General features: G+C 64.8%; 9 protein-coding genes and 1 pseudogene. 7 read left to right on the top strand and 3 right to left on the bottom strand.

Going from position 1 to position 11,997, the window contains the following annotated elements:
• Nucleotides 1–436, top strand: a pseudogene (locus ACIQ2E_RS07725) (arginine decarboxylase); the annotation flags it as partial.
• 293 nt (nucleotides 437–729) lie between these two features.
• Here the strand turns inward: ACIQ2E_RS07725 and ACIQ2E_RS07720 are convergent.
• The 3 genes from ACIQ2E_RS07720 to alaS form a co-directional block, all read right to left on the bottom strand.
• Nucleotides 730–2,067 (bottom strand): hypothetical protein, encoded by a 1,338-nt coding sequence (locus tag ACIQ2E_RS07720; RefSeq protein ID WP_398328510.1) that lies wholly within the window; start codon nucleotides 2,065–2,067, stop codon nucleotides 730–732.
• A gap of 418 nt (nucleotides 2,068–2,485) precedes the next feature.
• Entirely contained in the window at nucleotides 2,486–2,692 is a 207-nt protein-coding gene (locus tag ACIQ2E_RS07715) for a hypothetical protein (RefSeq protein ID WP_398328507.1), read from the bottom strand.
• A gap of 113 nt (nucleotides 2,693–2,805) precedes the next feature.
• Entirely contained in the window at nucleotides 2,806–5,460 is a 2,655-nt protein-coding gene (gene alaS, locus ACIQ2E_RS07710; protein WP_398328504.1) for an alanine--tRNA ligase, read from the bottom strand.
• A 41-nt stretch (nucleotides 5,461–5,501) separates the two neighbouring features.
• Here alaS and ACIQ2E_RS07705 point away from each other — a divergent pair, with 41 nt between their 5' ends.
• The 6 genes from ACIQ2E_RS07705 to ACIQ2E_RS07680 form a co-directional block, all read left to right on the top strand.
• A complete protein-coding gene (locus tag ACIQ2E_RS07705; protein WP_398328502.1) occupies nucleotides 5,502–5,969 on the top strand; it encodes a hypothetical protein in 468 nt (155 codons plus the stop codon).
• Between the two features lie 19 nt (nucleotides 5,970–5,988).
• Entirely contained in the window at nucleotides 5,989–9,120 is a 3,132-nt protein-coding gene (locus ACIQ2E_RS07700) for a DEAD/DEAH box helicase (protein ID WP_398328499.1), read from the top strand.
• A 4-nt stretch (nucleotides 9,121–9,124) separates the two neighbouring features.
• On the top strand, nucleotides 9,125–10,063 hold the full coding sequence (locus ACIQ2E_RS07695) for an SWIM zinc finger family protein (protein WP_398328496.1): 939 nt from the start codon (nucleotides 9,125–9,127) through the stop codon (nucleotides 10,061–10,063).
• 5 nt (nucleotides 10,064–10,068) lie between these two features.
• The gene (locus ACIQ2E_RS07690; RefSeq protein WP_398328493.1) at nucleotides 10,069–10,587 is read left to right on the top strand and encodes an MEKHLA domain-containing protein; all 519 of its coding nucleotides are present in this window, start codon (nucleotides 10,069–10,071) and stop codon (nucleotides 10,585–10,587) included.
• A 162-nt stretch (nucleotides 10,588–10,749) separates the two neighbouring features.
• Nucleotides 10,750–11,181, top strand: coding sequence for an Hsp20/alpha crystallin family protein (locus ACIQ2E_RS07685; RefSeq protein ID WP_398328490.1), 432 nt, complete (start codon nucleotides 10,750–10,752; stop codon nucleotides 11,179–11,181).
• A 155-nt stretch (nucleotides 11,182–11,336) separates the two neighbouring features.
• A partial coding sequence (locus tag ACIQ2E_RS07680) for an MBL fold metallo-hydrolase (RefSeq protein ID WP_398328487.1) occupies nucleotides 11,337–11,997 on the top strand: 661 nt, incomplete at its 3' end.

Below are 11,997 nucleotides of genomic sequence, written 5' to 3'. Positions count from 1 at the left end.
AACGGAGCTGGGGCATTTCGCCGACCTCACCTGCGATTCCGACGGCAAGCTCGCCCGCTTCATCGGCGATGGTCAGGCCAAGCCGCTGCTGGAGCTACATGCCCTGAACCCCGGCGAGCCATACCTGATCGGACTGTTCCTCGGCGGCGCTTACCAGGAGGTGATGGGCAACCTGCACAACCTGTTCGGCAGCACCAATGCGGTGCACATCCGCCTGGCCCCTGGCGGCGGCTATCAGCTGGATCACGTGGTGCGCGGAGACACCAACGCCGAGGTGCTGCAGGCAATGGAGCACAATCCCGAGCTGCTCCTTGAGCGGCTCAGAGTGGCCAGCGAAGTAGCGATTCAACGCGGCGACCTGAAGATCAGCGATGCCCGCCGCCTGATGGATCACCTGGAGACCAGCCTGCGGCAAACGACATATTTACAAAACTGAATCTGCACACATCACTCGCTGCTAAACACTGCAGAAGCCAAGACGCCAGGCAACGTGGAGTTGCAATGAAAAGACTGGCAAACGATTAGCATCAATACCATAGAGACCAACCAACTTAAACATAAAGCGAATAAGCGAGTCGCACTAACTGGAGCAAGAATCGCATTTTGCTATGTCAATTTAATCAGGACTGAGCAACAACGTTCTGGGCACGTCAATAGCTATGACGGCGACAAAATATCAGACACTCTGACGGTCTAGGACGAAGAGAGCCCGCAGCCTTCAGCTCCAAATCACTTTGAGAAGGCCTGCTGCAACATTCCCGACAGAGCCTGCATCAGCAGGCAAACAAATTGCTCGCCAAAGTTGCTGGCATTACAGGCAGCCGAAACTGGTGGCGACATATCTTCGGGAATCATCTGATCAGGATCCTCGTATGAATCCAGACCGGCCATACCGCTGGATCCATCATCTTCAGATACACCCACGTCTCCAGAGCCGTCTTCATCAAAACCAGCCTCATCGAAACCTCCATCCAAGCCCGGATCAGCGAACTCATCCAATGCAGGCCCCTCGCCATTAGCACTAGAGCCATCAGGATTTGATAGATCAGAGCCACTATCCTGCCCAGACCCACTGGAGGAATCCGTAGAAGGAGATCGAGAGCCACCCTGAATCTTGGACACCTCATCAAAGAGGAGGCGGCACAGGGTCACTTCCCGATCACGTCCTATAAAGGCGGTTTCGCACTGCACCAGATCCTGCACGGATCCCGACTCCAACTCGACACAGAAGGATTGCGGATAGAAGGAGCTCTGCACCCTGCAATAGGCCGAAGGCACCACTTGCGCAATCTGCACTGCAGCGGCAGAAGATGCAGCAAACGACGACAACAGCCGATCAGCCACAGGATCCATGCGCCGTGACTCGGCCAGCGCAGGGGAGGAAGGGAGCGTGAACAGCGATGAAGCGGCTGGGAGAGCAGCTACCGCTACCCCTGGACCCTGACGCCCCATCAAAAAGCCATCAAACAAACGAAGCCGAGACGAGGAGGAGCTGCCAGAATTAACCTTCTTGAGCCGCCTGAAATCGATGAGCCTCTGCAGAGAGGGCTTGGCGGCATCAGCAAGTACCTGCTGCACGCCTTGAGAGAGAGGCAACAAACGCAGTGAAACACCTGCCGGCTCCAGTTTGAATGATTGCTGATTTCTGGCATCAATAAATAACACCAAGGCATTATTCACCGTGATCCGCGTGACGATCTGACGACCCGACTGCGTCCGCAGGGATGGCTGCGAGGCAATCAGGCCAAAGCGGGCGGCTCGACCACCATTGGCAGACAGAAACTGCTGATAAGACCCATAAATCGGCATCCGATAGGAATCCGCTTTGCGAATCAGCGCCGTTGGCAGCTGACCGTTCAGGCGAGATGCCGTGAGCGACGGGCTGAGATAACCCGAATACACGCAGCGCGACAGGCTACCGCCCTGCTGCTGATAGGACCGCAGCTGCTGCGAGAGTCGGCTGGCCAAGGCATTCGCATCAGTACCTGTCAAAACAGCACGGAAACCAACAACCTTTTGCTGTGTTGCAAGATTGGTAAAAGTGCGGCAAAAGAGAGAAGGCTTCAATAACGCTGCTCCACCCTTCTTGCCTTTTGCCTTCGGAGATTGCCCTGGCTCCGCTGGGGCTGGGGCTGGGGTAGCCGTGCTGCCACTCGGTGGCACTGCCGGCTTTGGCTTCGGCATCAAGCCTGGCGGAATTGGATTCACCCAAGGGCTTGCCGTGCTACTCGGCGGCTTTGGCTTCGGGCTTGGAGTGCCTGTACTGCCGCTTGGTGGAGCTGGATTCCACAGCCCCTGGGCATAGCTTGAGTTCTGAAGGAGGGGCTGGATCGGTCAGCAGATCGCCAGCAGTGCAAGTAAGCGTGCCGGTGTCTTGAACTCAGAATCCAGATTCATCAGAACAATTAGCCAGACACACACCTCCTAGCAAGAAGACCTGTCATCGACCACAGGTTGAAACAGCTGATCCGAGCAATCCGCACATCTAAACGCAGCAGCTCGGATGCTCGATCAGCGCGTTGGCCACATCGCGCGGGGCATCCAGAGGCTCCAGCCAGGTGGAGCAATGCAGTGGTTCGCCATCTGGCTCGGCCGAGTCGCAACAACCCTCCAGCCGCAGGCGGCTGCCGAGCAACACCAGCTGGAAGGTCCAGTGATGGCGGGCGTGAATGGCAAAGCTGCTGGAGGCCATGGCATGCAGCTCCTCAAGCGATCGATACCCGAAGGATTCCTCCGCTGTTTCAGCGCGCCACTGACCAAGATCAGTTCGCCATCCGGTTGGTGCTCCTGCGCAGCGGCTGGTGCTCAGCCCAGTGCCGCCGTGAGCTCTGTGCGGGCCTGCTCCAGCGCCCCATCCAGCGCGGCTCCATCGCGACCACCGGCCTGAGCCAGATTGGGCCGACCGCCGCCGCCGCCGCCACAGGCTTTGGCGATGCCGCCGATGAACTTGCCCGCCTGCTGCCCCTTGGCGATCACGGCCTTTCCGAAGGCGGCCACCAGGATCACCTTGCCCAGATCGGCGGAATCCGGCAGCCCACCGATCACCACGGCCGCGCCGTCGCCGAGCTGATCCACCAAGCCTTGAGCGGCACTCTGCAGACCGCCGCCCTCCACTCCATCCAGGCGGGCCACCAGCAGCTGGTGCTCACCAACGGCCACTGCCTGAGCCACCAGCGCCGCTGATTTCGCCAGCGCCAGCTCCTCCCGCGCCGCGGTCAGGGCCTTCTGGCTGGCCTTGAGCTCATCAGCCAGCTGCACCACCCGCTCCACGATCTCGCCTGGCTGAGCCTTGAAGCGCTCACCCAGCTGCTTCACAACCCCATCGCGCTCGTTGAGATAGGCGAGCACCGCCGGGCCAGCCACCGCCTCGATGCGGCGAATGCCGGCAGCCACACCGCTCTCGCTCACGATCTTGAACAGGCCGATCTCGGCGGTGTTGGTCACATGGGTGCCGCCGCAGAGCTCCATCGACACGCCGGGCACATCCACCACACGCACCACATCGGCGTACTTCTCGCCGAACATCGCCACAGCGCCGGCGGCCTTGGCCTTCTCGATCGCCATCTCCTGCACCTCGAGGCTGTGGGCCTCGCTGATCCAGCCGTTGATCAGGCTCTCGATCTGCTCGAGCTCAGCGGGGGTTACGGCTCGGGGGCAGTGGAAATCAAAACGCAGGCGATCGAAATCCACCAGGGAGCCGGCCTGCCCGATACCCGGATCCACCACCTGCTTGAGCGCCGCCTGCAGGAGGTGCGTGGCGGTGTGGTTCGCCTGGGCGCGGCGGCGGCAGGCGCGGTCCACCTGGCCGTGCACCACATCGCCAACGCTGAGCGTGCCGCGCTCGATGCGGCCGCTGTGCACGAACACACTGCGGTTCCGGCTCACCGCGTCGATCGCCACGATCAGGCCGTTGCCGTCGGGGCCGTCGCCGCTGAGCACGCCACGATCCCCCACCTGGCCGCCGCCCTCGCCATAGAACGGCGTGGTGTCGAGCACCACCTGCACGCTGTCGCCAGCCACGGCACGCTCAGCCGGTTCGCCGTTCACCACCAGCGCCTGCACGGAGCTGCTGTGCTCGAGCAACTCGTAACCGCGGAAGGCGGTGGCCTCCAGACCACCCGCCACCTGGTCAATGGCCTCCTGCAGGGTGAGATCGATGCTCACCGCCGCCGCCTTGGCCCGCTGGCGCTGGGCCTCCATCGCTGCTTCGAAGCCTTCGAGATCCACCGTGAGCCCATGCTCCTCCGCGATCTCTTCGGTGAGCTCCAGCGGGAAGCCGTAGGTGTCGTAGAGCTCAAAGGCCTGTTCGCCGGAGATCTGCTTCGGCTTGGCAGCCAGCACATCGGCCAGCAGCTTCTCGCCCCGCTCCAGGGTTTCCAGGAAGCGGGCCTCCTCGCGAGCCAGCTCGGCCAAGATCACCTCACGCCGCTCAAGTAGCTGCGGATAAGCGCTCTGCATCAGCGTGATCGACGCCTCACCCATCGCAATGAGGAAGGGCTTGTCGATGCCGAGGAGACGTCCGTGGCGCACCACGCGGCGCAGTAAGCGGCGCAGGATGTAGCCGCGGCCCAGGTTGCTGGCGGTCACACCGTCGCAGATTAGCTGGGTGATAGCGCGGGAGTGATCGCCGATCACCTTGAGCGATGTTTTGGCCTTCTCATCGAGGGCCTTGTACTCCACACCCGCCAGAGATGCCGCCGTTTCAATCAGCGGATAGATCAGGTCGGTTTCGTAGTTGTTGGGCACCGCCTGCAGGATCTGAGCCATCCGCTCAAGGCCCATGCCGGTGTCGATGTTGCGGTTGGCCAGCGGCGTGAGGGTGCCCTCGGCGTCGCGGTTGTACTGCATGAACACCAAGTTGTAGAACTCGATGAAGCGCGAATCGTCCTCGAGATCGATGCCGTCGTCGCCGAGTTCGGGCTTGAAGTCGTAGTAGATCTCCGAGCAGGGGCCGCAGGGGCCGGTGGGGCCGGATGCCCAGAAGTTGTCGGCTTCATCCATGCGGATGATGCGCTTGGGGTTCACCCCCACCCCATCACGCCAGATCGCCTCGGCCTCGTCGTCGTCGCGGAACACGCTCACCACGAGGTTCTTCGGGCTGAGGCCGAACACACCAGTGCTCAGCTCCCAGGCCCACTGGATCGCCTGTTCCTTGAAGTAATCGCCAAAGGAGAAGTTGCCGAGCATCTCGAAAAACGTGTGATGCCGCGCCGTGCGGCCCACGTTTTCGATGTCGTTGGTGCGGATGCACTTCTGGGAGCTGGTGGCCCGGGGTGCCGGCCGCTGTTGCTGCCCCAGAAACACCGGCTTAAACGGGAGCATGCCCGCGATGGTGAGCAGCACCGTGGGGTCTTCCGGCACCAGCGAGGCGCTTGCCATCGGCTTGTGGCCGCGCTGCTCGTAGAAATCGAGAAACGCCGCACGGATCTCAGCACCAGTGCGAGGGGCGGCGGCAGCCATGGCGAAGCAAGAAAAGCCTGAACCGGGCATGATCGCGCAGCATGAGCGCCCCCTCCGCCGCCACCAGCAGCCGCGAAGCCACCGCAACGGCGAGCCCATCGCGCTCGCAGCTGCGGTGGCAGTCGATCGCCTGGGCGCTGGGGGCCGGGCTGAGCGCCCTGCTGCTGGGGCTGCCCTTTGGTGTGCCCGCGGCGCTGCGGGCCGGAGGGTGCGGCTTCTTCTACGGCCTGCTGGCCTTTCATCTGCAGCGGGCTGACCCCGACGACAGCCACCTGCAGGCGGGCCTCGTGGGTGCCGTCTGCGGCATCCACAGCCTGGCGCTACCGCCCCTGAGCCCCTGGCCGCTGCCCCAACCCTGGCTGCCGGCCTTGGCGCAGGTCGCGCCAACTGTGATGATGGAACTCGTTCGTGCCTGGCTGCCGCTGATCGGCGCCGCACTGGTGCTGCACGGATCGCAGGTTCTGCCACGAGTTCTCGCGGCAGGGCACACCGCGATCCGGCGCCCCTGACTCCCCAGGCCCCGCCTCCATGAGCCTGCTGCATGCCACCTGGCTGCCCGTCGTTCCTCGGGGCAGCTTCGCCAAGGGCAAGGCCCCCAGCGCGGGCCTGTTCATCTGGGCGGATACCTGGCGTGTCGCTGAGCCGGTGAGCCCCAGCGGCGAAGCACCGTTCCACCCCCTCAGCCTCAACCTCGACGACCTGGCCACCTGGCTCGACGACAACCACTTCTGGTCGGAAGACCTGCGCCAGGCCACCGTGACTCTCACGCTGCCCAGCCGGCAGCAGCTCAGCCGCGGCCAGAAGAGCGAGAGCGCCGGCGCCTGGAGCGGGCTGCCGTTGCAGGCCGGCGAACCACTCCCCAAAGACCTCACCTGGTGGCCCTGGCAGCTGGAGGGCTGGTTCCTCAAGCCCGGCCCCGCCGCCGAATGGCTCAACCAGCTACCCCTCTCCGGCACGGCTGAAGCGGGGCTGGGCGACGACCTGCTCTGGTGGTGCCATCTGCAGCGCTGGTGCCTGAGCCTGATCGCCCGCGGCCGCTGGCTGCCCGATGCCGCCGAGGGCAAAGCCAGCTGGCTGCCGCTGCTCAACCGCGAAGACGACCGCCGCCGCCTCGAAGACCTGGCCATCCGCATGCCCCAGGTGGTGGCCGCCTCCAGCGCCGAACCGCATCTGGCCTGCGGCCGGCCCCGCTCCAACCGCCTGTTGGTGGCGAGCATCGTGGAAAAGCTGGTAGACGGACAGCTGCGCCACGCCTTTGCCCCCGGCGGCGAGGGGCTCGATCCGCTGCTGGCGGCCTGGGAAGAGGGCCTGGCCAGCCACGATGGCCGCATCCAGATCGAAGAAGAAGACCAGGAACGCCTGGCGATCGCCAGCCACCACTGGCGCGAAACCGTGGCCGGCAAGGTGGAACCCGCCCGCGCCTGCCTGGAGCTGTTCACCCCGCCGGACGGGGAAGATCTGTGGGAGCTGCGCTTTGGGCTGCAGGCCGAAGCCGACCCCACCCTGCGAGTGCCCGCCGGGATCGTGTGGGGTGCCGGCGACGGCAGCCTTGCCCTGGGCGAAATTCAACTGGAGCAGCCCGGCGCCCTGCTGTTGGAGGGCCTGGGCCGGGCCCTGCTGGCGTTTGAGCCGATCGAGCGGGGCCTCGATGCCGCCACCCCGGAAGCGATGCAGCTCACGCCGGCAGAGGCCTTCGTGCTGGTGCGCACCGCCGCCAGCCGGCTGCGGGATGTGGGTGTGGGCGTGGTGCTGCCTGCCAGCCTCTCGGGCGGCCTGGCCTCGCGCCTGGGCCTAGCCATCACGGCGGAGCTCCCCGAGAAATCGCGCGGCTTCACCCTCGGCGAAACGCTCGAGTGGCGCTGGGAATTCATGATCGGCGGCGTCACCCTCAACCTGAAGGATCTCGAGAAGCTGGCGGCCAAGCGCAGCCCGCTGGTGCAGCACAAGGGCGCCTGGATCGAGCTGCGCCCCCTCGATCTCAAGAACGCCGAGAAGTTCTGCGCTGCCGAGCCCCCCTTCAGCCTCGACGACGCCCTGCGCATCACCGGCAATGAAGGCGAAACGCTGCAGCGCCTGCCGGTGCACGCCTTCACCGCCGGGCCGCGCCTGCAGGCGGTGCTCGAGCAGTACCACCAGCAGAAAGCCCCCGATCCCCTGCCCGCCCCGCCCGGCTTCGCCGGCCAACTGCGGCCTTATCAAGAACGCGGCCTGGGCTGGCTGGCCTTCCTGCATCGCTTTGATCAGGGCGCCTGCCTGGCCGACGACATGGGCCTGGGCAAAACCATCCAGCTGCTCGCCTTCATCCAACACCTCAAGGCCGAGGAGGAACTGAAGCGCCCGGTGCTGCTGGTGGCACCCACCTCGGTGCTCACCAACTGGAAGCGGGAGGCGGCGGCCTTCACCCCCGACATGGTGGTGAACGAGCACTACGGCCCGCGCCGCCCCAATAGCCCCGAGGCGATCAAGAAGGCCCTCAAGGGCGTGGATCTGGTGCTCACCACCTACGGCCTGCTCCAACGCGACAGCGAACTGCTGGAGGCGATCGACTGGCAGGGCGTGGTGATCGATGAAGCCCAGGCGATCAAAAACCACAACGCCAAACAGTCGATGGCGGCGCGGGATCTGGGCCGCCCCGGCCGGGGCAGCAAATGCGGCCCGCGCTTCCGCATCGCCCTCACCGGCACACCGGTGGAAAACCGCGTCAGCGAACTGTGGGCGCTGATGGATTTCCTCAATCCCAAGGTGCTCGGCGATGAACCCTTCTTCCGCCAGCGCTATCGCCTACCGATCGAACGCTATGGCGATATGTCGTCGCTACGGGATCTCAAGAGCCGGGTGAGCCCCTTCATCCTGCGGCGCCTCAAAACCGACAAATCGATCATTTCCGACCTACCCGAGAAGGTGGAGCTGAGCGAATGGGTGGGGCTCGCCCCCGAGCAGAAGAAGCTCTACAACCAAACCGTGGAGGAGAGCCTCGATGCGATCGCCCGCGCGCCGCTGGGGCAGAAGCACGGCCAGGTATTGGCCCTGCTCACCAAGCTCAAGCAGATCTGCAACCACCCGGCCCTGGCCCTCAAGCAGGATCCCGACCCGAGCGATGTGGGCTTCTTCAAGGAGTTCGCCGCCCGCAGCGCCAAGGTGCAACGCCTCGAAGAGATCCTCGAGGAGGTGATCGAAGCGGGCGATCGCGCCTTGCTGTTCACCCAGTTCGCCGAATGGGGCCACCTGCTCAAGGCCCACCTGGAGCAGAGGTGGAAGCAACCGGTGCCCTTCCTTTACGGCAACACCAGCAAGGCCGAACGCCAGGCGATGGTGGATCGCTTCCAGGAAGATCCCCGCGGCCCGCAGCTATTCCTGCTGTCGCTCAAGGCCGGCGGTGTGGGCCTCAACCTCACCCGCGCCAGCCACGTGTTCCACATCGATCGCTGGTGGAACCCCGCCGTGGAAAACCAGGCCACCGACCGTGCCTACCGGATCGGCCAGCAAAACCGCGTACTGGTGCACAAATTCATCACCAGCGGTTCGGTGGAGGAGCGCATCGACCGGATGATCAAGGAGAAGTCGAAACTCGCCGAAGACATCGTGGGCTCCGGTGAAGACTGGCTCGGCGGCATGGACGTGAGCCAGCTCAAGGACCTGGTGACCCTCAGCGAGGACTGACGCGATGACCATCACCCCCAACGGCATCACCACCCAACTGGGCGATCAGGGCCTGGGCCAGCAGCCCTGGTGGGTGGAGCAGTGGATGGAGCTGATCAACGGCTACCGCTTCAAGAAACGACTTGAGCGCGCCTGGGAATACGCCCGCAGCGGCAACGTGCTCTCGATCCGCTTTGAAGGCCGCCGCGTCCACGCCCGCGTGCAGGGCAGCGGCGAAGACCCCTACAAGGTGAAGCTTTGGCTCGATGTGCTCAGCGACGACGACTGGGGCTACGTGCTCGAGGCCCTCGGCCAAAAAGCACGCTGGTCGGCCCAGCTGCTGGCGGGCGTGATGCCGCAAGACATCGAACGCGCCTTCGCCGCCAGCGGCCGGCGCCTGTTCCCGTTCAAGTTGCAGGAGGTGCGCAGCGAATGCACCTGCCCCGACAAGATCAACCCCTGCAAACACGTGAGCGCCGTCTATTACCTGATGGGCGAGCGCTTCAGCGAAGACCCCTTCGTGCTCTTCCAGCTGCGGGGCCGCACCCGCGCCCAGCTGCTGAGCGATCTGGCGGTGCAGAGGCGGGCGTTGCTGGCGAAAAAGGCCAAAGAGGCGAAAGAGGCGGCTCCAGCCGATGCACCCCCGCAGCCAGCCGCCGAGGGCTCCCTCAATCCCGCCCCCGCAGCCATTCGCGATCCCAACCGCTGGTGGGGCTACGGCGCGGCCCTCGATCCGGGCCTCGTGGTGATCACCCCGGCGATGGAAGGCGATACGGGCCTCGATGAAGCCGGCCCGCTGCCCCTGGCGGAAGACGGCCGCTTCCCCGATGCCGCCAAGCACTTCGTGGACCACCTCAAAGCCCAAGGCGCCACCTGCAGCACCAGCGCCATGGCCACCGCCATGTCCGCCGGCAGCAACAACAGCAACGGCGACGGAAGCGCCCCCATCAGCGCCGACAACTGAACGCGATGGCGAAACCCCGTCGCAGGCGCCTGCGCCGTCTCGCCGTCGCTCAGGCAGCCGCCCCCTGGCTCACGCCGGGCAAACAACACCTGGCCCGCTGCATCCTGAACTCGTTTGAGCGGGCCTTCGGCCGGCCGCTCCTCGCCGGCGGCGATGGCGCCGGAAGCCCACATGCCCCCCAGGAGCTATTCGCGGCCGACACGGTGGTGCTCGCCCACGACGGCGGCGCCGATCCGGCGCTGATCTATGCCAACGCCGCCGCCCTGCAGCTTTGGGAACGCCCCTGGGCCGAACTGATCAGCATGCCCTCTCGGCTCACCGCCGAACCGCAGGAGCGCGCCGATCGGGCCCGCATGCTCGCCACAGCACTGCGACAACACGCCAGCGAGGGCTACACCGGCGTGCGCATCAGCAAAAGCGGCCGCCGCTTCCAGATCCACAACGCCCGCCTCTGGACCCTCTGGGGCCCCGGCGATCAGCCCTGCGGCCAGGCGGCCGCCTTCAGCAGCTGGTGGTGGCTGTGAGCGTGTGTTCGGCTCTCCCGAAAACGCTGGCGTAGCAGCCGAACCGAGGGTGTGAGCACCGCACCGGGAGGGTCGGTTCTCGCCCTCCTCACAATCAATCAGGCCGAGCACATTGGCGTTGCGGGTGAACACCCCGCACCCGCACATCCTGGAGGAACAGCCATGCTGACCCTGCGCCAATCCGCTTTTGATCGCTCTGCTTTCGATCGCCTAGAAACCGATCTGTTCAAGCGCCTCGAGCAGCAACTGCACACCGCCGAGCGCGTGCCCGCCGCTGAGGTGCACGAAACCGAAACCGCCTACAGCATCTGCCTGGAGCTGCCCGGCGTCGAGCGCGACTCGATCGATGTGAAAGCCACCGATCGCAACCTGGTGATCAGCGCCGAACGCCGCGCCCCCCAACCTGAGGGCAGTGAAGCCAGCCCCGCCGCCCTGCTGAGCGAAATCCGCTACGGCACTTGGAGCCGCAGCTTCCGCTTCCCCTCCGGCATCGATCGCGAAGCCGTGCAAGCCGTCTACCGCGACGGTCTGCTCACGGTGGAGGTGCCCAAGGCCCAGACCCTCACCAGCGTGAACGTGAAGGTGGAGGGCTGAACGAGGCACCGCGGCACCCAGCCGCCATCGCGACCACACCAAACGAGACGGGACCCAGCCTCGGCCTCAGCGCCGGGGCTTTTTTTGCTGAGCCTTGTGCCCTGACCCTTCCTCCATGTGCCCTACTTACAGTTGCGCCAAACGCGCGCGGAACCATGGCTGAGACGGCTGTTGCCAGCACACCCCGCCTGAGCCTGCAGTGCGAGGCGATCGGAGCCGACACCACCACAATCCGCTCGCTCGACTGGGATCGCAGCCGCTTCGACATTGAGTTCGGTCTGCGCAACGGCACCACCTACAACAGCTTCCTGGTGCGGGGTGAGCGCACCGCCCTGATCGACAGCAGCCACCTCAAATTCGAGAGCACCTGGCTGCCGCTGCTGCAGGAGCAGATCGATCCGAAGGCGATTGATCACCTGATCGTGAGCCACACCGAGCCCGACCACTCCGGCTTGATCGGCCATCTGATCGATCTCAATCCCGAGATCGAAATCGTGGCCTCGAAGGTGGCAATCCAGTTCCTGGAAAACCAGGTGCACCGCCCCTTCAAAAGCCGGGCGGTGAAGAGCGGTGAGGAACTGGATCTGGGCACCAACCCCGAGAGCGGGGTGCAACACCGCTTTGAGTTTCTGAGCGCGCCCAACCTGCACTGGCCCGACACGATCTTCTCCTTCGATCACGGCACCGGCATCCTCTACACCTGCGACGCCTTTGGCCTGCACTACTGCTCCGACGACGTGTTTGATGTGGATCCCGGCGCCATCGCGCCGGACTTCCGCTTCTATTACGACTGCCTGATGGGCCCCAACGCCCGCA

Origin of the sequence: Vulcanococcus sp. (assembly GCF_044369115.1) — a bacterium.
In the GTDB taxonomy this organism is placed as follows: Bacteria; Cyanobacteriota; Cyanobacteriia; order PCC-6307; family Cyanobiaceae; genus Vulcanococcus.
The sequence above is the reverse complement of the archived record's forward strand: the minus strand, read 5'-3'. Positions and strand labels throughout refer to the sequence as shown.